19 protein-coding genes are annotated in these 22,440 nt (G+C 59.2%); 9 read left to right on the top strand and 10 right to left on the bottom strand.

Going from position 1 to position 22,440, the window contains the following annotated elements; translation table 11 throughout:
* The first annotated feature begins 154 nt into the window (after positions 1–154).
* The 6 genes from pvdM (at position 155) to QMX84_RS08380 (ending at position 9,173) form a co-directional block, all read left to right on the top strand.
* Positions 155–1,501, top strand: coding sequence for a pyoverdine-tailoring dipeptidase-like protein PvdM (gene pvdM, locus QMX84_RS08405; RefSeq protein WP_282363579.1), 1,347 nt, complete (start codon positions 155–157; stop codon positions 1,499–1,501).
* 11 nt (positions 1,502–1,512) lie between these two features.
* The gene (locus tag QMX84_RS08400) at positions 1,513–2,373 is read left to right on the top strand and encodes a formylglycine-generating enzyme family protein (protein ID WP_153334794.1); all 861 of its coding nucleotides are present in this window, start codon (positions 1,513–1,515) and stop codon (positions 2,371–2,373) included.
* Between the two features lie 168 nt (positions 2,374–2,541).
* Complete coding sequence (locus QMX84_RS08395; protein WP_282363578.1) at positions 2,542–4,206, top strand: cyclic peptide export ABC transporter; 1,665 nt, start codon at positions 2,542–2,544, stop codon at positions 4,204–4,206.
* Positions 4,207–4,338: 132 nt separating this feature from the next.
* On the top strand, positions 4,339–6,813 hold the full coding sequence (locus QMX84_RS08390; RefSeq protein ID WP_282363577.1) for a TonB-dependent siderophore receptor: 2,475 nt from the start codon (positions 4,339–4,341) through the stop codon (positions 6,811–6,813).
* A gap of 143 nt (positions 6,814–6,956) precedes the next feature.
* Positions 6,957–7,820 (top strand): LysR family transcriptional regulator, encoded by an 864-nt coding sequence (locus QMX84_RS08385; protein WP_153334791.1) that lies wholly within the window; start codon positions 6,957–6,959, stop codon positions 7,818–7,820.
* A gap of 108 nt (positions 7,821–7,928) precedes the next feature.
* Positions 7,929–9,173 (top strand): AGE family epimerase/isomerase, encoded by a 1,245-nt coding sequence (locus tag QMX84_RS08380; RefSeq protein ID WP_282363576.1) that lies wholly within the window; start codon positions 7,929–7,931, stop codon positions 9,171–9,173.
* Between the two features lie 13 nt (positions 9,174–9,186).
* Here QMX84_RS08380 and QMX84_RS08375 read toward each other — a convergent pair whose 3' ends face one another.
* From QMX84_RS08375 to QMX84_RS08350, 6 genes are all read right to left on the bottom strand, one after another.
* On the bottom strand, positions 9,187–11,619 hold the full coding sequence (locus QMX84_RS08375) for a TonB-dependent siderophore receptor (protein WP_282363575.1): 2,433 nt from the start codon (positions 11,617–11,619) through the stop codon (positions 9,187–9,189).
* Positions 11,620–11,721: 102 nt separating this feature from the next.
* On the bottom strand, positions 11,722–12,699 hold the full coding sequence (locus tag QMX84_RS08370; protein ID WP_282363574.1) for a FecR family protein: 978 nt from the start codon (positions 12,697–12,699) through the stop codon (positions 11,722–11,724).
* Between the two features lie 5 nt (positions 12,700–12,704).
* The gene (locus tag QMX84_RS08365) at positions 12,705–13,208 is read right to left on the bottom strand and encodes a sigma-70 family RNA polymerase sigma factor (protein WP_278938410.1); all 504 of its coding nucleotides are present in this window, start codon (positions 13,206–13,208) and stop codon (positions 12,705–12,707) included.
* 145 nt (positions 13,209–13,353) lie between these two features.
* On the bottom strand, positions 13,354–14,100 hold the full coding sequence (locus QMX84_RS08360; RefSeq protein WP_282363573.1) for an SDR family oxidoreductase: 747 nt from the start codon (positions 14,098–14,100) through the stop codon (positions 13,354–13,356).
* A gap of 65 nt (positions 14,101–14,165) precedes the next feature.
* Positions 14,166–16,262 carry an EAL domain-containing protein gene (locus QMX84_RS08355; protein ID WP_282363572.1) on the bottom strand — a complete coding sequence of 699 codons (2,097 nt, stop codon included), beginning with the start codon at positions 16,260–16,262 and terminating at the stop codon, positions 14,166–14,168.
* A gap of 89 nt (positions 16,263–16,351) precedes the next feature.
* Complete coding sequence (locus tag QMX84_RS08350; protein WP_282363571.1) at positions 16,352–17,224, bottom strand: LysR family transcriptional regulator; 873 nt, start codon at positions 17,222–17,224, stop codon at positions 16,352–16,354.
* A gap of 162 nt (positions 17,225–17,386) precedes the next feature.
* Here QMX84_RS08350 and QMX84_RS08345 point away from each other — a divergent pair, with 162 nt between their 5' ends.
* On the top strand, positions 17,387–18,913 hold the full coding sequence (locus QMX84_RS08345; RefSeq protein ID WP_262126205.1) for an MFS transporter: 1,527 nt from the start codon (positions 17,387–17,389) through the stop codon (positions 18,911–18,913).
* Between the two features lie 16 nt (positions 18,914–18,929).
* Here QMX84_RS08345 and QMX84_RS08340 read toward each other — a convergent pair whose 3' ends face one another.
* Both QMX84_RS08340 and QMX84_RS08335 read right to left on the bottom strand, forming a co-directional pair.
* Positions 18,930–19,139, bottom strand: a complete 210-nt coding sequence (locus tag QMX84_RS08340) for a hypothetical protein (RefSeq protein ID WP_048368993.1) — start codon at positions 19,137–19,139, stop codon at positions 18,930–18,932.
* Positions 19,136–19,606, bottom strand: a complete 471-nt coding sequence (locus tag QMX84_RS08335) for a hypothetical protein (RefSeq protein WP_048388414.1) — start codon at positions 19,604–19,606, stop codon at positions 19,136–19,138. The genes QMX84_RS08340 and QMX84_RS08335 overlap by 4 nt, the downstream gene beginning before the upstream one ends.
* A gap of 467 nt (positions 19,607–20,073) precedes the next feature.
* Here QMX84_RS08335 and QMX84_RS08330 point away from each other — a divergent pair, with 467 nt between their 5' ends.
* Positions 20,074–20,304 (top strand): hypothetical protein, encoded by a 231-nt coding sequence (locus QMX84_RS08330; RefSeq protein ID WP_048368991.1) that lies wholly within the window; start codon positions 20,074–20,076, stop codon positions 20,302–20,304.
* Between the two features lie 102 nt (positions 20,305–20,406).
* On the top strand, positions 20,407–20,646 hold the full coding sequence (locus QMX84_RS08325; RefSeq protein ID WP_048368990.1) for a DUF2789 family protein: 240 nt from the start codon (positions 20,407–20,409) through the stop codon (positions 20,644–20,646).
* Here QMX84_RS08325 and QMX84_RS08320 read toward each other — a convergent pair.
* Positions 20,634–20,852, bottom strand: a complete 219-nt coding sequence (locus tag QMX84_RS08320; RefSeq protein ID WP_282363570.1) for a hypothetical protein — start codon at positions 20,850–20,852, stop codon at positions 20,634–20,636. The two genes, QMX84_RS08325 and QMX84_RS08320, sit on opposite strands and share 13 nt — an antisense overlap.
* 125 nt (positions 20,853–20,977) lie before the next feature.
* The gene (locus QMX84_RS08315) at positions 20,978–22,321 is read right to left on the bottom strand and encodes a DUF2235 domain-containing protein (RefSeq protein ID WP_282363569.1); all 1,344 of its coding nucleotides are present in this window, start codon (positions 22,319–22,321) and stop codon (positions 20,978–20,980) included.
* Positions 22,322–22,440 lie beyond the last annotated feature (119 nt).

Here is a 22,440-nt window from a genome sequence, read left to right as displayed (position 1 = left end):
ACCCGTCGGAGCGAGCTTGCGCGCTATCTTTTGATGGTTTAAAGAGCGCGAGCAAGCTCGCTCCTACACAAAGCACTCTTAAATTATCAAGCTCACCCCTCGTCCCCTCCAGATAGCAAAGGCCGTATAGCGGCGGATTTCTACTGAGATGGCGATGACTAAATCACGCAGCAAAAAAGCCCTGTTTATTGGTATTCCTCTGGCGCTGGCCGTGGCCATCGGCGGCGGTTTTTTGGTCTGGGACACGTTTTACAAAGACAATGCCGGCTACCCGCTAAGCATCGTCAAACAGGCCGATGAACTGCAAAACCGCCTGCTGTCATTCGACAGCCATATCACCGTGCCGCTGGAGTTCGGCAGCGCTGGCAATGAAGCCGACAAAGACGGCCCCGGCCAGTTCGACCTGGTCAAGGCAGCCAAAGGCCGGTTGTCGGGCGCCGCGCTGACGATCTTCGGCTGGCCAGAAATCTGGAACGGTCCGAACGCCCCGCACCGTCCAACCGCAGGCTTTGTCGACGCCGCGCGTAACGATCAAGAGGTGCGCTACACCATCATCAGCGCCATGGTGCGCGACTTTCCCGAGCAAGTGGCCATTGCCTACACCCCGGATGATTTCCGGCGTCTGCATGGCGAAGGCAAGTTTGCGATTTTTATCAGCATGCTCAACGCCTACCCATTAGGAAATGATCTCAATCAGCTGGACAAATGGGCTGCGCGCGGCATGCGCATGTTCGGCTTCAGCTATGTCGGCAACAACGACTGGGCCGACTCCTCACGCCCGCTGCCCTTTTTCAATGACACCCCCGACGCCCTCAACGGCCTGTCAGACACCGGCAAACAGGCCGTACAACGCTTGAACGATCTGGGCGTGATCATCGACGTTTCGCAAATGTCGAGCAAAGCGTTGGAGCAAGTCAGCCAGCTCAGCCGCACCCCGCTGGTGGCGTCACACTCTGCCCCGCGGGCGCTGGTCGACATCCCGCGTAACCTCAGTGATAAGGACATGCAACGGATTAAAGACACCGGCGGCGTGGTGCAAATTGTCGGTTTCGGCACTTACTTGCGCCCGCTGAGCCAGGCCAGCCAGGACAAGCTCAACACCCTGCGCAGCCAGTTCGACTTGCCACCCTTGCACAACCTCGAAATGGCCCTGATGCCCGGTGACGCGATCATTACCGTGTGGCCAGAACAACGCTTCGGCCAATACGCCAGCGGGCTGTACGACATCGTCGAGCATGAGCCCAAAGCCACCTTGAAAGACTACGGCGATGCCATTGACTACGCGGTGAAAAAAATAGGCATCGACCATGTCGGTATCAGCTCTGACTTCAACGATGGTGGCGGCCTGGAGGGCTGGAAGGACGTGAGCGAGACCCGCAACGTCACCGCCGAGTTGCTCCAGCGCGGCTATTCAGAAGCCGACATCGCCAAGCTTTGGGGCGGTAATTTCCTGCGGGTCTGGGACACCGTGCAAAAAGCCGCCAACCCTATCTCCCAGTGAAGTGTTTAATCATGCCCACGCTAAAACCGCTGTATTGCCTGTTGTTCGCCAGTGCCCTGCCCGCCCTGGCCCACGCCGCCCCGGCTGCCGAACCGGGCACGGTCTTTCAAGACTGCAAAAACTGCCCGCAAATGGTGGTGCTGCCGGCGGGCAGTTTCGTCATGGGCACCCCCGACGATGAAGTCGGCCGCGAGCCCGATGAAGGCCCGATGCACACCGTGACCTTCAGCAAGCCGGTGGCGATCAGTCGCTTTCAAGTCACGGCAGGCGAATTTGATGCGTACATCAAGGAAACCGGGGTCAAGATTGCCGACGGTGACGACCGCCCCGGGCGTAAATGCACGGCGAGCAAACCCAGCTACCCACAGGGGCCGCGTCAGCCCGCGGTGTGCATGGACTTTGAAGACGTGAAGCATTACGTCAGCTGGCTGGCGAAAAAGACCGGCAAGCCATACCGCATGGTCAGCGAGGCCACCCGCGAATACGCCGCCAGGGCCGGATCGACCGGGCCTTTCCCGTTCCCGATGGATGAAGGCAAGCCCTACAGCATCGCCAAGCACGCCAATACCTATGGCCCGGCGGATGGCTACAGCTACAGCTCGCCGGTGGGCAGCTACCCGGCCAACGCATTTGGCGTGTATGACATGCATGGCAACGTGTACGAATGGCTCGCAGACTGCAAACACAACGACTACGTGGGCGCACCCACCGATGGCAGCGCCTGGGTGACTGAGTGCGCAGGTGAACTGATGCAGATCCGCGGCAATGACTGGGGCGAAGCCCCGGTGTTCTCACGCTCGGGCAATCGTAACGACATCTACCCGCAAACCCGTGGCGACTGGATCGGCTTCAGGGTTGAGCGCGATCTTTAAGGCTCACTCCTCCCCTGTAGGAGCTGCCGAGGCACGAAGGCTGCGATCTTTTAAGATCAAAAGATCGCGAGGCAAGCTCGCTCCTACAAGGGAATGAACGCTAAATCCCCACCCCAATCACTCGTTCACAAGAGACTGCCCTTCCCTTGAGCCAAGGAACTCTTGTTTATGAGCCAGCCTGCCACGCCCCGGACATCACCCGGGGTTCTTCGAGAACTGTTTATTCTGCTCAAGCCTTTTCGTTTGATCGTCAGCCTGTCGATCGTGCTGGGCATGATCGGCGGGTTAAGCGTGACGGTGCTGCTGGCGACCATCAACAGTGCCCTGCACGCCGACAGCGGGCTTACCCAACAGGTGGTCGCGCTGTTTGCCGGGCTCTGCGTGCTGGCGCTGATCAGCAGTATTTGTTCAGACATCGGCAGCAATTATGTCGGCCAGCACATCATCGCCACCCTGCGCCGAGAACTCGGCGAAAAGGTGCTTTCGGCGCCCATCTCGCACATTGAACGTTACCGCAGCCACCGGCTGATTCCGGTACTGACCCATGATGTCGACACCATCAGTGACTTCGCCTTTGCCTTCGCCCCACTGGCGATTTCGCTGACCGTAACCTTGGGCTGCATGGGTTATCTGGCCATGCTGTCGTGGCCGATGTTTGTGATGATGCTGGTAGCAATCGCCATCGGCACGGTGATCCAGTACATCGCCCGCGGCTACGGCCTCAACGGGTTTGCCGAAGCCCGTGAAGCCGAAGACGAACTGCAAAAGCATTACAACGCAATTGCCGAAGGCGCCAAGGAGCTGCGTATCCATCGCCCCCGTCGGCAACGGATGTTTGTCTCCGGCATTCAGCGCACTGCGCAAAAAATCTGTGACATTCAGGTGCGCTCGATCAACACCTTCGTCATCGCCAAAAGCCTCGGTTCGATGCTGTTTTTCGTGGTCATCGGCCTGGCGCTGGCCATGCAGTCGTTTTGGCCCAGCGGTAACCCCGAGGTCATCAGCGGTTTTGTCCTGGTGTTGCTCTACATGAAAGGCCCGCTGGAACACTTGATCAGCACCCTGCCTATCATCAGTCGTGCGCAAATCGCCTTCCGGCGCATTGCCGACTTGTCCGAACAGTTCAACTCGCCCGAGCCACACCTGCTGCTCAACGCACAGGACGCCCCTGACAAGACCCTCAACAGCCTGCAACTGCTGGACGTGAGCTACAGCTTCCCGCCCGTGGACGGCAGCGCCCCGTTCCGCCTCGGCCCGGTGAACCTGACGATCAAGCAAGGCGACATTGTATTTATCGTCGGTGAAAACGGCTGCGGCAAAACCACCCTGATCAAGTTGCTACTGGGCCTGTATGCACCGCAACAGGGTGAGATCCGCCTTAATGGCCAGCCCGTGTCAGCCGAAACCCGCGATGACTATCGGCAGTTGTTCACCACCATTTTTGCCGACTACTACCTGTTCGATGACGTGGTGCAAGGTGACATGCACATCCCCCAGGACGCCGAGCAGTACCTCAAACGCCTGGAAATTGCGCACAAGGTCAGCATCACCGACGGCCGGTTCAGTACCACTGACCTATCGACCGGGCAACGCAAGCGCCTGGCCCTGGTCAACGCCTGGCTGGAAGAGCGCCCGGTGCTGGTGTTTGACGAATGGGCGGCCGACCAGGACCCGACCTTCAGGCGGATTTTCTACACCGAACTGCTGCCGGACCTTAAGCGCCTGGGCAAAACCATCATCGTGATCTCCCACGACGACCGTTATTTCGACGTCGCCGATCAATTGGTGCGCATGGACAACGGCAAAGTCAGCACGGCGCTGGACGTGGCGTAATTCGCCGTTCCAATAGCTTTGGGGAGTCAACTTATTTTTTTCAGGAACTTTTATCCGGTTTTTCAATCGTGCTGCGTCTAATAATTATTCCCATTAACAAGAAAGAATTTTTCTACGGAGCCTAGGCACGACATGCAACGACCAACCTTGAGCCGGACACCTCTCTCGATCGCTACCCAGCGTCAGACTGTGCGCCGCACCCTGTTGTCCAGCGCCTTTGTGGCATCAGTTTTACTGGGTTCTTCACTGGTTCAGGCCGCCCCGGTCGCGGTGAACATTCCGGCACAATCGCTGGCCAGCGCACTGAACGAGTTTGGCAAGCAGGCCAATCTGCAAGTGCTGTACAGCCCGGATCAGGTGCAAGGGATCAAATCGCATTCGGTGTCGGGTTCGCTTGAGCCCATCCAGGCACTGGAAACCCTGCTGCAAGGCAGCGGGATTTCCTATCAGCTCAATGGCAATACGGTGATTATCAATTCCCATCAGGGCAAAGGCCTGGAGTTGGGCGCCACGACCATTACCGGCAAGGGCCTGGGCAATACGCTGATCACTGAAGACTCCGGCTCTTACACCACGGGCGCCACGGCCAGTTCGACCAAGTTGCCGTTGTCGATCCGCGAAACCCCGCAGACCGTGACCGTGATCACTCGCCAGTTGATGAACGACCAGGCCGCACAAAGCATCGGTGATGTGCTGCGCAATGCACCGGGTATTTCGACCCAGGCTTACGACAGTGACCGCATGGAATACTCGGCACGCGGCTACGCCATCACCAACTTCCAGTACGACGGCGTCAACAGCCTCTACGACGGTGTGTTCGATGAGGGCGCGACCAAGGTCGACATGGCCTTGTACGACCGCGTCGATATCACCAAAGGGGCGACGGGCCTGTTGTCCGGCTCAGGCGAACCTTCGGCCACAGTCAACCTGATCCGTAAAAAACCTACCCGCGAATTCAAGGCATCGGTCAGCGGCAGCGTCGGCTCATGGGATGACTACCGCACCGAAGGCGATATTTCCGGCCCGTTGAATGAAGACGGCAGCGTGCGCGGCCGGGTGGTGGCGGTGTATCAGGACGCAGACTCGTACCGCGACCATTACTCCAAGAAAAATGACGTGTTCTACGGCATCATCGAAGCCGATCTGACCCCCGACACGCTGTTCACTTTCGGTATGGATTACCAAAAAATAAAGCCGCGCGGCTCGTCCTGGACCGGTAACCCGTACTACTTCTCGAACTACAGCAAGACCGACTTCAGCCGCTCGTTCAACCCGGCCACGGACTGGAGCCGTCGTGATGTCGTCGCGCAAACCACCTTCGCCTCCCTTGAGCACACCTTCGCCAACGACTGGAAGGTCAAAGGCACGCTGAACCAGCAAACAAACGACCACGACACCCAACTGGGCTCGGCCAGTGGCGGCACCCCGGACCCGGTAACTGGTGAGGGCATGTTCTTTTACTGGGGCAAGTGGGAAGGCCATCGCGTACAAACCACCGCCGACATCAATGCAACTGGCCCTTTCACTCTGTTCGGCCGCGAACATGAACTGGTTGTCGGCGCCACATCACAGTCGTCACGCCAAACCGGCGCGACCTTTGATGGCAGCGCGTTCGGTGAGGTTCCGGGCAGTATCTTTGACTGGAAGGGCCATTACCCGAAACCGGACTTCCCAAAAAACGGCAAGTACGAGAAAAACACCAATCAGAACAGTGCCTATATCGCTGCCCGCTTCAAGCCTGCAGACGATTTGTCGGTCATTGTGGGCAGCCGCTTGAGCGACTTCCAGTACAACGAAACCTACAAGTATTACGTGCAGTCGTCTGCATTCAGCGACAACAAAACCAGCTCCAAGCAGCACGGCAAAGTCACGCCTTACGCCGGTGTGGTGTATGACCTGAACGACACCTACTCAACCTATGCCAGCTACACATCGATCTACAAACCGGTGACCGAGCGCAGCCAGTCCAACACCAACCTGCCACCCACCGAAGGCAACAGCTACGAAATCGGCTTGAAGGGTGAATACTTTGGTGGCCGCCTGAACGCGACGGTGGCGGTGTTCCGCACCGAGCAGAAAAAACTGCCGATCTTCGCCGGCACAGACGCGGATACCGGGCGCGACTACTACGAGTCGGTTGACGGAGCAAAAACCAAAGGCATCGAGTTTGAACTGGCCGGTGAGTTGATGCCGGACTGGAACATCATGGCGGGCTACACCTACGCCCAGACCAAAACCGATGACGGCAAGCGCCTGTATGGCTTCCCGCTGGAAACCACCAAGCCTGAAAACGTGGCACGGGTGTTCACCACCTATCGCCTGCCAGGCGCGTTGAACAAAGTCACCGTTGGCGGTGGCGTGAACTGGCAGAGCCCGTTCTACGGCCGGATCTGGAACGACCCGAAAGGCGACTACGACATCATCGAGCAGAACAGCTACGCGCTGGTTAACCTGATGACCCGCTACGATTACAACGAGCACCTGTCGTTCAACCTCAACGCCAACAACGTATTCGACAAAAAGTACCTGTCGGGCCTGGGTAACTTCAGCACCGTTTACTACGGCGAGCCACGCAGCCTGTCGCTGACCACCAAATACACCTTCTAACCCCGCAAAAATCTGTAGGAGCGAGCTTGCTTCGCGATCTTTTGATGGTTTAAAAGATCGCGAGGCAAGCTCGCTCCTACAGTGTCCATGTGTTTTTCGCACATTGCCCTTACACTGAGCACCCCTTGCTCACAGGCACGATCATGGACCTCGACCTGGCCCGTACCTTCCTCGAAATCGTCCGCTGCGGCAGCCTCGCGGCAGCCGCCGAAAAACTTCACATTACCCAGACCGCCGTGACCGCCCGCGTGCAAAAGCTCGAAAGCCTGCTCGGTGCCGGGTTGTTTGTGCGTAACCGCGCTGGTGCCAAGCTGACCCCGGACGGCGAAGCCTTTGTGGTCTACGCCAATCAACTGATGCAAACCTGGGAGGCCGCCCGCCGTGATGTGCCGCGCCCCGAAGGCTTGCACAAAATGCTGCACATCGGCGGTGAAGTCAGCCTGTGTAACCCGCTGATTCTGAGCTGGGCGAAAACCTTGCGAGAACACCTCACCCAGCACGCCTTGCGGATTCAGATTCGCGACGGTGAGTTTCTGTTGCGCCAAATCGAAATGGGCCTGCTGGATGCCGCGCTGGTGTATCAGCCTGAGTATTGGCCGGGGATGCAGGTTGAGCAGTTGCTTGAGGAGAAGCTGATTCAGATTCGCCGCCCTGCCCTGCCCGAACCTTATGTGTACGTGGACTGGGGTGAAGACTTCCGCCGTCAGCATGACGCCGCATTGCCTGACAAGGCCCGGGCGCCGATCAGTTTTAATCTGGGGCCGGTGGCCTTGCATTTCATTCTGGAAAACGGCGGCAGCGGCTACTTTCGTACCCGGGTGGTCAAAAGTTACCTGGACAGCGGCGCCCTGGAGCGCGTGCCCAAAGCCCCTGAATTCAGCTACCCGACCTATCTGGTGTACTCACGCGAACGCGACAGCCCGGCGTTGCAACACGCCATCGAACTGTTGCGCGAACTGGTCAAGGAAGACGGCGACTGGTCGCAGCGCTGGGGCCCGGAGATTTAACCCGCGGCGGTGCGACAACCGGGCGTCTTGTGAAGATGAAAGCTTTCAGCTTTTGAGCCAATCTCTTAATCTGCGAGCGCTGAATAACAAGAACCCCACAGGTGGCACATGACCAATCTCACGCGTACCAACGAAAGCTGGCTGACTTCTGCCTCCCATCAACAGTGGCTGCACGACCAGGGGCAAGCGCTGGTGGATTTCGCCAAGGCTGCGCGTGTGCCGCTGGGGTTTGCCAGCCTCGACCGCTTCGGCCAGCGCCCGGACGATGCGCAGGTGGATACCGTGACTACCGCGCGGATGGTTCACAGCTTTTCCCTGGCGCATATTCAGGGCCTGCCGGGCTGCGGGCCGTTGATAGATCATGGCCTCTCGGCCCTGGCCGGCGCGCTGCAAGACGCCAATCACGGCGGCTGGTTTGCGACCCCCAATGGCGAGGATGGCAACCGCCGTAAGTACGCCTACCTGCATGCGTTTGTCGCCCTGGCTGCCAGCTCTGCGGTGGTCGCCGGACGCCTGGGCGCTGCTGAATTGCTCGCAGAAGCCGTGGGTGTACTGGAGCGTCATTTCTGGTGCGAAGAGCAAGGCGCCTTGCAGGAAAGCTTTGCCGAAGACTGGAGTGACTGCGAGCCGTACCGTGGGGCCAACAGCAACATGCATGGCACCGAAACCTTTTTGGCACTGGCCGATGTGCTCGACGAAGACCTCTGGCTCGACCGCGCCTTGAGCATCGCCGATCGGGTGATTCATCAGCACGCCGCGCAGTCTGGCTACTTGCCCATTGAGCATTTCGACGCGCAGTGGCGAGCGCTGCCCGACTACAACATCGATAACCCGGCCGACCCTTTCCGGCCTTTTGGCAAGACACCGGGCCATGCGTTTGAATGGGCGCGCCTGTTGCTGCACCTTGAAGCCGCTCGCAAGCAGCGTGGCCTGGAAAACCCTGAATGGTTGCTGGACGATGCCCGCCATTTGTTCGCCAGCGCTTGCCGCTATGGCTGGCAGGTGGACGGTGAACCGGGGATTGTTTACACGCTGGACTGGAACCATCAACCGCAGGTGCGTGAGCGCCTGCACTGGACCCTGGCCGAAGCCGCAGCGGCGGCCACCGCCCTGATCCAACGCACCGGCGAGCCCGAATATGACGTGTGGTATCAGCGTTTCTGGGACTACATCGACCTGCACCTGATCGACCGTGAGAACGGCAGTTGGCACCACGAACTGGGCCCGGACAACCTGCCGTCGGCCACTATCTGGCCCGGCAAGGGTGATTTGTACCACGCTTACCAGGCCACGTTGTTGCCGCGCTTGCCACTGGCGATCAGCCTGGCCAGCGCCCTCAAGCTACGTCGTTGAGGACGGGCGTGCATCACCAATCGTATTTGACTTCCAGGGCCGCCGTGCGCTGTTGGCCGTAGTAGCAGCCAAAGCTGTAGTTACACGACGACACGTACTCGCGGTCAAACAGGTTTTGCACGTTGAGGCTGGTGCTGACGCCTTTGAAGCTTGGGTCCAGCGCCGCCAGGTCATAGCTCAGGGTGGCGTCGACCACCACAAATGACGGGGTTTTGAAGCTGTTGGCCGAGTCGCCATAACCTGAGCCGCTGTAGCGCACACCGCCGCCCAACGTCACGCCCCGCAACAGGTTTGCCGCGAAGTGATAGTCAGCCCACACGCTGGCCGCCCAGGGCGCCTGGGCTTCGCTGCGGTGGCCTTTGTCGCTGTAGTTGGATTTGCTGTAAAACGCATCGATGTACGACAGCGAGGCAACCAGATCGACAGCGTTGACGCTGCTCTTGGCTTCCAGTTCGATGCCGCGCGAGCTTATTTCTCCGTTCTGAACCTGATACTCCTGGTATTCCAGGTCGCCGGTCAGCACGTTTTGCTGCTTGATGTCGAACACCGACGCCGTGAGCAACGTGGCGTCGTTGGGCTGGTATTTGACCCCCACTTCATATTGCTTGCCGGTGATCGGTACAAACGACTTGCCGCCACGCTGCGGCGCGGTAGTGCCCACCGACGGCAGGAACGACTCGGTGTAGCTGATATACGGCGCCAGGCCGAACGAGGTCAGGTAGGTCAGCCCCACGCGACCGGTGAATTTGTTGTCGCTTTGCGGCTCCCGGGTATGGGCCAGCAGATCGTTGTTTTCAACTTTGGCCCAGTCCTGGCGGCCACCCAGGGTCAGGATAAAGTTGTCGACCTTGATCTGATCCTGAACATACAACCCCGTTTGCTTGACCACGTTGTCCCACTTGGTGGTCAGGGTTGGCACGCCCGTGGTGCGGTAATTGCTCGGGTTGTACAGGTCAATAACTTCGCTGCCGTACAGGTTGTAGCCCTGGTATTTACGGGTGAAGTGGCGGTAATCGAGGCCCACCAGCAAGGTGTGCTGCAACGGGCCGGTGGCGAAGTCGCTTTGTAGGTGGTTGTCAAAGGTGTACGAGTTGTTCTGCTGACGCCAATCGAGCTTGGTGCGGCTGGCGTGGGTATCAGATACTCCGTCCACGGTGACAAAACGGTTCAGGTAAAAGCCCTTGTAGCGATCATTGACGTCGATATAGCTGAGGCTCTGCCGATAGGTCATAACCTCGTTGAAGGCGTGGGAAAACTGATACCCGACCACGTACTGATCGCGCTTGTAATCGTTCCACTTCGAATCGCCGAGGAACGCATCGCGATGAATTTTGTTGCCCTGCGAGTTGCGATACAGGCTGCCCACGGCTGGCAGGGCCTGATAATCGGCCAGGCCGTCATCACGCTGCAGTTGCGCGTAGACCGTCAGGTCAGTGCTGTCATTGGGCGCCCAGCGCACACTGGGAGCCAGCAGCTTGCGCGAGTCCTTGGTGTGATCCACTTGCTCGCCGCCGGTGTTGCCGACACCGATCAGGCGATAGCTGAGGGTTTTCGCATCGTCCAGCGGCCCAGTGGCATCAAACGCCAGGTTGTACCGGTCAAAACTGCCGGTACCGACTTTGATCTGCTGTTTGGCCTCGGTACTCGGGCGCTTGGACACCAGGTTGATCAAGCCGCCAGGCTGGTTTTGCCCGTACAGCACCGATGAAGGCCCCTTGAGCACTTCGATGCGCTCCAGGGTGTACGGGTCGATTTGCGGCGCGCCGCCCAGGCTGCCGGCTGACGGCAAGTAGGCACCGTCTAGGTAAAGCAGGGTCGGCGCAAAGCCACGGCTGGTGATTTCGTCCGCGATGGTGTTGCGATCGGTGAAGCCATTGGTGCTCAGGCCCGGCGTGTAACGCAGTGCCTGGGTCAGGTCGCGGGCGCCCTGGATCGCCACTTGGTCAGCGGTGACCACGTTGATGGTTTGCGGGATCTCCAGAATCGGCGTGTCGGTTTTGGTTGCGGTGATTGATCGGGTCGCGACAAAACCGTCCACCGGACCACGACCATCTTCGGCCTGATGCGCCGAAATCGTGGTCGCACCGAGGTTCAAGGCGCCCGTCTCCACCAATGGATAAACACTCAGCGCGCCATTTTCGGTGACATTCAACCCCAGCCCCGTGCCCGCCAGAGCTCGCTCTGCTGCCTGTTGCGGGGTATACCTGCCATGCACCGGTGCCGAAGTCTTGCCTTGCAGCAAGTTTGCCGGGATAGACAGGGTCAGGTTATTGTCGCGAGCAATCCGGCTCAAGGTCACGCCTAAGGGCGCCGCTGGCAGATCATAGGCCTGGAGGGCACTTTGCTCATTGGCCAGCGACTGCGCCACCGCACTCAGCGGGTGCCCGGCAATGCTCAGGGTGATGGTCAATGCCAGCAGGCACGGTCTTAGAGGGGCGTACGGCATGTGGGGTCCTTTCTCGTTGTAGTGAAGGCAGTTGTAACCTTGACTAACGAGCAGGACGTTCCCCTCACGCCATTTGAAAATAATTCGTATTTATTGGCTTTTTTAGCGACGCACGTCAATCACCGTCAACCACGGCCCATAGCGCGTGACTTTGAGCGGCAGGGTTTGCGCCAGTGCACTTAAGGTATGCGCGGTGTCGTCCAGCGGGAATACCCCAAAGACGCGCAACCGCGCAGCGTCCGGGCTGATGCGCAACAAGCCGGTCTGGTAAGGGCGCAAGGCATCGATCAAGGACGACAGCGGCTCATCGTGCAGCTCGACCCGGCCTTCCAGCCAATCGGCCTGACTGCGTGAGGTCGGGGTTTGCGGGTCGATCTGATTGGCAGTGAACGACACCGCCTCGCCGGTTTCAATTTTCCGTTGCAGCCCACCCAAGGTGTCGAGTTGCACGCTGTGCTGCTGCACGCTGGCCAGGCTTTCGTCGGTGCCTTGGCGAACCATAAACCGCGTACCCAGGGCTCTGACCTGGCCTTGGTCGGTCGCCACTACAAACGGGCGCTTGGCATCGGCGGCAACATCCACCTGCAATTCGCCTTCTCGCAGCCGCACACGGCGCTGGCCGGCACTGAACTCGATATCGACCGCACTGCGGGCATTCAACGTGAGGCGGCTGCCATCGGCCAGCTCGATGGTTTTGCGTTCGCCGGTGCCGGTGTGTTGATCGGCCATCAAGCCTGCCAATGGCACCACGCGATCTACCACCCCGGCGGCGCCCAGCCCGAGTAACAACAGCAGCACACCGCCTTGCAGGGCTTTTTTGCGCACCGGCGAAGGCGTATCGAGCAAGGCCTTGCGTGCCGCCTGCAACTGACCGGGGCTTCGTCGATCAACCGATTGCAAGTCGGCCAATGGATTTTTCAGCAGCCCGGCGACCCTTTGCCAGGCGGCCTTGTGCTCCGGGTTTTCGGCCAGCCAGGCTTTGAACACCTGGCGCTCGGATGAACAGGCGTGGCCTGACTCAAGGCGCAGAACCCAGTCAATGGCATCACGGGTGATGGGGTCGAGTTTGGTTTTGCTCATGAGCATTACGCCGTGTGTGACAAGCAATGAACAAAGGCACGGCGTAGATCACGTTCTACCGTCGCCAGCGAGACGCCCAATTGATCCGCGATGGCCTGCTGCGGCATGCCCTCCAGGCGGTTCAGCAAAAAGGCCCGTTTAACTCGACGCGGCAGGCCTTCGAGGACCCGATCAATGGCCTCAATGGCTTCGCGCACCAGGGCAATGTCTTCGGCTGAAGGGGCGTAGCCTTCTGGCAGTTCAGCCAGTTGCTCAAGGTACGACTGCTCCAGCTTGCGTCGCCGCCAGAGCGTGCACAGCAGGCGCCGGGCCACTGTGCTGAGGTAGGCGCGGGGTTCTTTGATGCGGTCCAGTTGCTGCGCGTCGAAGGCGCGCAAAAAAGTGTCTTGGGTCAGATCCGCGGCATCTTGCGGGCAACGCACCTGACGCGACAGCCAGCCGCGCAGCCAGGCATGGTTGTCATGATAGAGGCTCGCCAGCAGGGCTTTAGGATCTAGAGGTGCAGACACGATAGATAACCAGACTTAAATAGCAATAAGTCGCATTATCAGCAGATTGAGCGTAATTGCAATGCGCTTGTTCAGAACAAATCGCGCGCCCCGCGATCTTTTGATCGTTTAAAAGATCGCGGGGCAGGCTCGCTGCTACAGTCGTTTAACGCCCGCCGCCCAAATCCAGGAAGGTGCCGGTGGTGTAGGAGGCTTTGTCCGAGAGCAGCCAGATGATGGCTTCGGCGACTTCTTCCGGGCGCCCGCCTCGGCCCATGGGGATGAGGGGTTCTAGTTTGCTGACCCGACCCGGGTCGCCGCTGAGGGCGTGGAAGTCGGTGAAGATGTAACCCGGCCGCACGGCGTTGACCCGGATCCCCTCACCGGCCAGTTCTTTGGACAGGCCCAGGGTGAAGGTATCGAGCGCACCCTTGGAGGCGGCGTAGTCGACGTACTCGCTGGGCGAGCCCAGTCGCGCGGCCACCGATGACACGTTGACTATGTTGCCGCCCTGGCCGCCGTAGCGCGGTGACATGCGCATCACCGCGTGCTTGGCGCACAAAATCGGGCCCAATACGTTGGTTTTAAGGGTATGCATGATGCGCACTTGCGACATCTCGTCGACCCGGGACTTTTGCCCCACGGTGCCGGCATTGTTGACCAGCGCCGTGACCGGGCCCAACTCCAGGTCAACCCGCGAGAACAGGCTGATGACTTCGTCTTCGTCGCTGACGTCTGCCCGAACGGCAATGGCTTGTGCCCCCAGCGCACGCACCTCGTCCAGCACTTGATGCGCCGCCGTGTCGTCAGACTGGTAGTTGATGCAAATCCGGTAACCCTGTTTCGCCGCCAGCACAGCAGTGGCTGCGCCAATACCGCGACTACCACCGGTGATCACGATGACTCTATCCATAAATACGCGCTCCCCATTCAACCAGTGGACATGAGCACAAGAGTAACCACGATGCACCGGTTTTGTCAGGCCGAAGCCGGGTTGCCAGCGACGGGCTGTTCAGCGCGGTGAATATCCACCATAAATTGCTCGGCTGGCAGGGGCTGACCCAGCAAAAAACCTTGCAGGGAATCACAGCCCAAGGTGGTCAGGAAGCTTTGCTGGGTGTCGGTCTCGACGCCTTCAGCAACGATCCGCAAACCCAGCGCCTGGCCCAACGCCACAATCGCCGAGACAATCGCCGCATCATCGCTGTCATGTTCCAGGTCGCGCACGAAACCACGGTCGATTTTCAGCTCGTTGGCAGGCAATCGTTTGAGGTACATGAGGCTGGAATAGCCCGTACCAAAGTCATCAATGGACAGGTCGACGCCCATGTGCGAGAGCTTTTGCAGCACCGTCATGCTCGCGTCAGCGTCACTCATCGCGGTGGTTTCGGTGATTTCCAAAGTCAGGCTGTTGGCGGGCAATTGGTTGCGTTCCAGCGCCGAGACCACGCTGTCGACCAGCCCGGAGTAGCAAAACTGCAAGGCCGACAAATTGACCGCGATGCGCCAGTGGCTGTAGCCCTGGTCAAACCAGATGCGCATTTGCCGGCATGCCTCGTTGAGCACCCACTCGCCAATCGGGATGATCAAGCCAGTTTTTTCGGCCAGCTCGATAAAGTCGTCCGGTTGCAGCAAACCCTGTTGCGGATGCTCCCAGCGCAGCAAGGCTTCAGCCCCGACCGGTTTGCCGTTGCTGGCATCAAACTTGGGCTGGTAGTGCAGGCGGAACTGGTTATGTTCCAGTGCCTGACGCAAATCCTGCAATAGTTGCAGTTGCTTGCGCGCGTTGGTGTTCATCGATACGTCAAAGAAGCTGTAGCCGTTTTTACCACCACCTTTGGCGTGGTACATCGCGGCGTCGGCGTTCATCAGCAGCTCTTCGGCGGTCTGGCCATTGCCGGGGTACAGCGCAATGCCGATGCTCGCAGAGATCTGCAAGTCATGCTCATCCACCCGAAAGCTCTTCGCCAACAGGCTGACTTGGCGGGTGGCCACTTGCGGTGCGTCGTCGGGCTCACTCAAACGCACCAGCAACACAAATTCATCGCCACCAATGCGCGCCAGGGTGTCCTGGCTGCGCAACTGCTCGCGTAAACGCAAGGCCACTTCACGCAGCAAGCGGTCGCCCACGTGATGGCCAAAAGCATCGTTGACCGGCTTGAAGCCGTCCAGGTCGATAAACATCAGTGAGAAGCAGCCGCCCTGCTCCGCGACCTTGGCCATGGCCTGGCTGATCCGGTCAGCCAGCAGGATGCGGTTCGGCAGCCCGGTCAGGGTGTCATGCAGGGCCAGTTGGGTAAGCTCTTCGTTGGCCAGGGTCAGTGAGTCCGCCAGCGCTGCCGTGCGGGCGTCCAGGCGGGCATCGAAGATCGAGGTCAGCAGCGCTATCACCAGCACCGCGAGGCTGGACACCAGCACCAGGTTGTCCAGGCCTTTACCGCTCAGGCCATCAACCAGCGCGCCGCAAAAACTGCCCACCGGGAAATTCGCCGCCGCCATGCCGGTGTAGTGCATGCCGACAATTGCCAGGCCCATGACCACCGACGCCCCGCCGCGTATCAGGCGCACATAGGGGGTTTGCTTGCGCAGGCGAAACGCGATGGACAAGGCTGCTGCCGAGGCGCCGACCGCGATCACCAGCGACAGGCCAAACAGCGTCGGGTCGTAGTCAATGCCCGGATGCATCTTCAAAGCCGCCATGCCGCTGTAGTGCATGGCGCTGATCCCGGCGCCCATGATCAAGGCGCCCAACAGTAATTGCAGTGCCGGCAGGCTGGGCTGGCTGACCAACCACAAGGCAAACCCGCAGGACAGGATCGCCACCAGCAATGACCACAGGGTGAGGCCCAGGTCGTAGCCCAGCTCCAGCGGCAACTCCAGGGCAAGCATGCCGATGAAGTGCATCGACCAGACCCCGAAACCCATGGCCAGCGCCCCGCCCCCCATCCACAGATAGGCCGTTCGCCCACGTGCGGTGGCGATTCGCCCTGTCAGGTCAAGTGCGGTATACGAGGCCAGAATGGCCACGCAAAGGGAAATAAACACCAGGGCGGGAGAGTACGTTGCAGCAACCATGAGCTTTCTCTTGAACGATCCGGACCAGCATCCATGCCCAGTGAAAAATGCGCGATTGTACTGCTTCCTGAAACGAACGCACGCAAATGCTAACCCGCTTCACGCTTGACCTTGTCTATATAACGCACGACTGCCGCAGACTTTTCAAATCGGCGATAGATCAACGACAACCAGGAGGTCGCGTCACACCCTTCGATAGTCCGGTACAGCACATTCGGCAGGCTGATATGCCCCACCACCGAGGCCGGCACCACCGCCACGCCCCGGTTCAAAGACACCAAAGCGATGACAGCCACCAGCCCGCCGGGCTGCGCGCCCAGTTTAGGGGCATAGCCAGCTTGCGCCGCCACGTGCAATGTGCCGCTGATCTGCTCGGGCAAGATGAAGGTCTCGTGCTGCAAATGCTCGGCGCTGATGTGCTTGAGGCGAGTGAGCCACGCGTCGGCGGCTATCGCCAAGACAAACCCTTCGCTGTTCAGACGAATGGCTTCCAGTTCCGGGGGCAGCGCCATCGGTGAGCGCACATAGCCCAGGTCAAAACGCCCTTCGGCCACCATCGTCGGCAAACTGGCCATCGGCGCTTCGCGCACGCTCAAGCTGACTTCAGCAGACGCTTGAGCGTAAGCCTGCACTTGGCGCTGCAATACGCCGGAATACACCGCCGAGGCTACATAGCCCAATTCGATGTGCCCGGTTTCGCCGCGCCCGGCACGTTGCGCATGGCGCTGCGCCAGTTCGAACTGGCGTACGGTGGCGTCGGCTTCGGGCAGCAACGCCTGCCCCGCCTCGGTCAGGCTGACCTGACGCTGTTCGCGCACAAACAAGCGCACCCCCAGGGCATTTTCAAGGTCCTGGATTTGTCGGCTCAGGGTCGGCGGTGCAATGCCCAGCACTTCAGCTGCGCGAGTGAAATTGCAGTGCTGTGCAACGGCCAAAAAGTAGCGAAAGTGGCGTATTTCCATAGCAGCATTAGCTCAAAGGTAATGAAGTCCGAGCAGCCAGCTAACGCAACTCAGCCAGTGCAGCGATACCCTGTTGACACCGCCATACGAGAGAGACTCGCACATGTCCGTCAACTTGATTACTCACAAAGTAACGCCCTTGGTTGGCACAGGGCAACGCCCATGAAAACAGTAAGCCCACGTCTGACCCTGCTGACTGCCAGCGGGGTGTGTTCATTGATCGTGCTCGACACCAATATCGTCGCGGTCACTTTGCCCACCATCGCCCGCGATCTGGGCGCCAACTTTGTCGACATCGAATGGGTGGTCAGCGCGTATATGCTGGCGTTTGCCGCCTTGCTGCTGCCGGCCGGGAGCATTGCCGATCGTATTGGTCGCAAAACCACCTTGATCTGGGGCCTGTGCATTTTCATCCTCGCGTCACTCGGTTGCGGGGCGGCGCCCAATAGCCTGCTGCTGGAAATCGCCCGGGCGGTCAAAGGCGTTGGTGCGGCGTTGCTACTGACCTCGGCGCTGGCCTCCATCGGGCATGCTTTCCATGATGAAGTTGAACGGGCCAAGGCCTGGGCGTTTTGGGGCGCGTGCATGGGGGTGGCCATGACCGCAGCGCCCACCTTGGGCGGGCTGATCACCGAGTACCTGGGCTGGCGCTGGATTTTCTACCTCAACTTGCCGGTCGGCCTGGTCCTGATGGCGCTGGTGCGCCACGCTATCAGTGAGTCCCGTGACCCGCAGTCTGCACGCCTCGACCCGTGGGGCAGCCTGGCCTTCAGCGCCAGCTTGCTGTGCCTGATCTGGGGCCTGATCGACGCTAACCGGATTGGCTGGGATAACCCGCTGACCTATGCCCGCCTGTGCGGCGGCGCCTTGCTGCTGGCGCTGTTTGTGTGGATCGAGTCGGTGCAACAACGTCCGATGATCGACCTGCAGCTGTTCCGTCACCCGCGGTTTATCGGTGCATTGCTGGGCATGTTTGCCTATGCCGGGTGCGCTCAGGTGATGATGACCTTGCTGCCGTTCTACCTGCAAAACGGTCTGGGCCTGACGGCCATTCTCTCGGGGTTGGGCATGCTGCCGTTTGCCCTGACCATGTTGATCTGCCCACGAATTGGCGCGCGCATGGCGTCACGCTACACCCCGGCGAGCATGATGGCCCTGGGACTGACCCTGGTGGGCTGTGGCAACTTGCTCAGCGCCTGGGCCGTGGGTTATGGCGGCTACCTGAGTTTCGCCCTGGCCACCGCCGTGACTGGCGCGGGGGCCGGGTTGCTGAACGGAGACACGCAAAAAAACATCATGGCCTGCGTCCCGCGAGACCGGGTGGGCATGGCGTCCGGCATGAGCACCACCATGCGCTTTAGCGCCATCGTGTTGGCGATCGGCGTGTACGGCGCCTTGCTGGGCGGGCACACCGAGCAAAACTTGCAAGCCAGCCTCGCACAGGTGGCCAGCCCCTGGCTGGAGCAAAGCCACTTTATTGCTTCACGGGTGGTCGCGGGCGACATGTCAGGGGCGCTCAGCCAGTTGCCGCTGGCGGCACAAGCGCAGATTCAACCACTGGCGACCCAGGCGTTTGTCGCAGGCTTCAGTACCCTGCTGTGGGTGGCCGGGTTGCTCGCGCTGTTAGGCGCACTGCTGGTGGGCACGCTGATGCGTAAACCGATACCGCGGTTTGTCGTTGCCACCTGAAAAGGCTGCGCCCAGCTCACGGTGATGCCGGCATACCTTCCTGCAAGCGCTGCAACTCGCGGCGAACCATGCTGGCGTATTCGGCGGGGCTCAAACTGTACAGTTGCCCCGCCACCCAGCCCAGCCAGGCGCCTTTGAGGTCCGTGCGCCGGGCAAAAAGCTCGGCAGCCTTGGCCTGAGCCTGCTCAAGGTGCTGCTGATGAAACTCGCTGCGAGTCAGCGTCACTCTTTGCTGGCCTTGAAGGTCAACTCACCCTTGCGCCATTTGGCCGCTTTGGTGGTGACCGCCTTCAAGGTTTTGCTCAGGCCAGCTTCAAGTTGCTCGGTGGCCGCAAACACCAGCATCACGGTCTGGCCTTCCTTGAAAACAATACCTTCGCCTAACGGCGAGCTGACGTAGGCATAGTCACCAATGCCATACACCGTCATTTTGATTTCACGAAACTTGATGTCCAGCTTGCCACCTTCACGGCTCGGCATGACAGCGGCACTGAAATGATCGCCAACCTTGAGTTTCAGGCCGGGTTTGTCGTCTACCACCAACGCTGTTTCGGTATCGATTTCAGCGATGTAAATACCTTCTGCCGTTTGCTCGGTGACGTATACAAAGCGCGACTGGAACAACTTGACCAACCGGGCCCGCAAGTCACCCAACACAAATAAAGCGTGCATCTCCAAATTGCTGACTGCCAACGAAAAGCCCTCAATAACAAAAAATGAATCTGCCTGCTAAAAGGCAGGCAGCAAAAAAGACCTCACCCACCCACTTAAAAACCGAGTACGGGAAATTCAACTGACGGCTGGGGTCAGGGATGGCCTGTGACGTAAAAGTAATGGATTCCCGCCTGGGTTGCCCTGACAAAAAGGCGCCAGAACTTGAAGGAAATTAAACAGGGCATGTGCTCGCGCACAGCGGTTTGTACTCAGTTGGGCGGCTATTCTACCGACTCAGGCACAGGAATGGGTATACACATCCTGTTCCCGATTTTGCCAACGGCTTATTTTCTGCCTGATTGGCCCCATATTCAACAGGGCTTTCGTCGCACCGATGCGTTAACTGCGCCACAACCCGCCAACTGCTGCCATACTGGCGCGAAAAATTGGCCTGGCCCATGCCGCCAGGTTGTCTGCACTCCATTACTTGCAAGGAATCATGACACGTGACGGAATTTGATATTGGCGAGTATTTCATCCGTGGTGACGTCAAAGATGTCGACGGAGAGTTTCAGGCAGTGATCGTGATGCGCCCAAAACCACCGTTGACCAAAGTCAGTTACTACCAGGTTGAAAAGGACCGTTGGTTCAAGACCGCCGAGCTGGCAAAAATAGCCGGCATGGAATCTGCCCGGCAATTAAAAGAAGCCGTCGACGCAGGCGCCCTCAACGCTTAAACGCATTTTAAACAACACGTTTCATGTTTCTATTCTAGGCTTGGCCTCGAACTCTTTGCTCTCGCAGGCCTCAAAGCAGAGCACCCACTCAAGGAAATGAACATGGACGATACCCCTGTCACCCTGCAAGCATTGTTTGAACAACTGGGTCTGGACGCTGATCAAGCGTCGATCGACGCGTTTTTCCTCAAAACCCCGACACTGGCTGAAGACGTCAAGCTGGCCGATGCGCCTTTCTGGACCGCGGCTCAATCGCAGTTTCTAAAAGAAAAAATCGCCGCTGACGATCACTGGGCCATTGTTATCGACGAACTAAACGAGCGCCTGCATCAAGCACGCTGAGCGTGCTCTAGCCGTGAGCCAAGGTTGGCGCCCAGTTGCGCCAACCACGCCGTGCGACATTCTTCTGCTTCGACCCGGCTTGAGAAGGCCGTCCCCCGCTGTTCACCATTCACCAGTACTACCCAGCAAGCCTTCTGGCCCAGAGCGCGCAAGCTCTTGGGAACACCGCTACCAATCATCACGGCTACATCGACCTGGTTGGTCATGAGGGTCACTCCGCTAATTAGTTAGTCTCCTAACGATGCCGGCTATGTTAGTGCTTCCGTGACAGCGGAAAAAGCTATGTACCGAATAGATGCATTGCATCACCTGTAACAATCCCGGTGCACGCTTACCCGTACACGGGAGCCGTTTGCTCATAGATCAAACGCCCACCTTCCTGCGGTCGATTGAAAAAAGCCTGATCGACAATCCCTTCTCCCGAACCCACCGAGGCATTCCAGTTCGCCGATTGGTGGACGTAGCGCTGGCGCAAAACCCGCTCTTGCTCATCGCCCAAATCGATAGCGCCAAGACGCACTTGCGCCTGAAGACTTGCTTCAATGGGCAGCAGCTCATCAGGCAGTGCGTAAGCAGCCTGCGTCAGTACCCGGAACGGCACGCCTTGCTCGCACGCCAGGCTGTGCATAATGCGCAGGTACACCCGCGCCAAATCACCGAATACCCGGCGTTGCATAAACACCGCAGCCAGCACTTGTTGCATGGGGTCTTCGCGGCTGCCCTGGCGGCGTGAATCACTGCGCACTTGCAGCAGGCGATCCGGGTCAGTGGGGTCCAACAAGTCCCGGGCCTGCCACTGCGTCAGTTCTGCACTCGCGCGCTGCCAAGCGTGGGTCAGGTTGATAGGTGTGGACGGGCTAACCAGATTGGTTTGCCAGCGCGTCAAAAATACCTGCTCGGACATCAACGCCGGATACCCACCCCCCACATCGGCATGCGCACCGGGGACGGCGATTTCCATGGGCCACTGCCCAGCGATGCTGTTCAGGGCAAAATTGCGCCGCTGCTCATCACGTGCGGCCAATTGCACAACATACTTCGCGCAGCCAGGGCTCAGGTACAGGTTAAGGCCGGGGTTGATGTCGTCACTGATATCGCCGCCGTCTGCCAGCCCACCCATGGCGGCGACAGTATCGAACAAGCCGATAAAGGCGATTTCGCACTCAAAATCTGCGGCCAGGCTGAGCTGCGACTTAAAGGATCCACTGAGGACGAGGTTGGCAAAGTGCCGGGCGGCGGCCGCGCCACGACTGAATCCAAAAATATCCAGCTGTAACCGGCCCAAAGAAGCCGCTGGCGCAGCCTGAATAAAATGCCTCATGCACTCGAGCAGTTGCGCGTAAGCCTGTTCTGCCTTGCCCACCACGCCGCTACTGCCACGGCCATAGGTTTGGGCCGGAAAACGCGTATCGGCCGAGCCTGTGGTAGTCCCTATACCGCTTATATAGAGAGACGTCACGGCGTTGCCGTCGGCATTGAAGGTTTGTTGCGCCGGGTAATGCTGGTACAGCGCGGCAATATTGGTCGTTGCGTTGGCGTAGCTGCTGTCGCTCTCGCCCCTCAGCCTTTGCGCCCGTCGCGCCTCACCTATAGCACTGTTGTACTGGTTATTGGCGGTGCCATCAAAGAACACACCCACCCGCAACACGCGCTTTGTGTTGCTCGAATCACCCATGAATCTCACCCTCGTTCAAATCGGCCACGCGTAAAAATGCCGCGCAACTATAAGGTGCTTCACCGGTGGAACTCACTCAACGCGCGGAGATTGTTGTACAAGGTTTTACAAGGCGGGAC

The organism is Pseudomonas sp. PS01297 (genome assembly GCF_029959305.1).
Taxonomy (GTDB): domain Bacteria; phylum Pseudomonadota; class Gammaproteobacteria; order Pseudomonadales; family Pseudomonadaceae; genus Aquipseudomonas; species Aquipseudomonas helleri.
The sequence above is the reverse complement of the archived record's forward strand: the minus strand, read 5'-3'. Positions and strand labels throughout refer to the sequence as shown.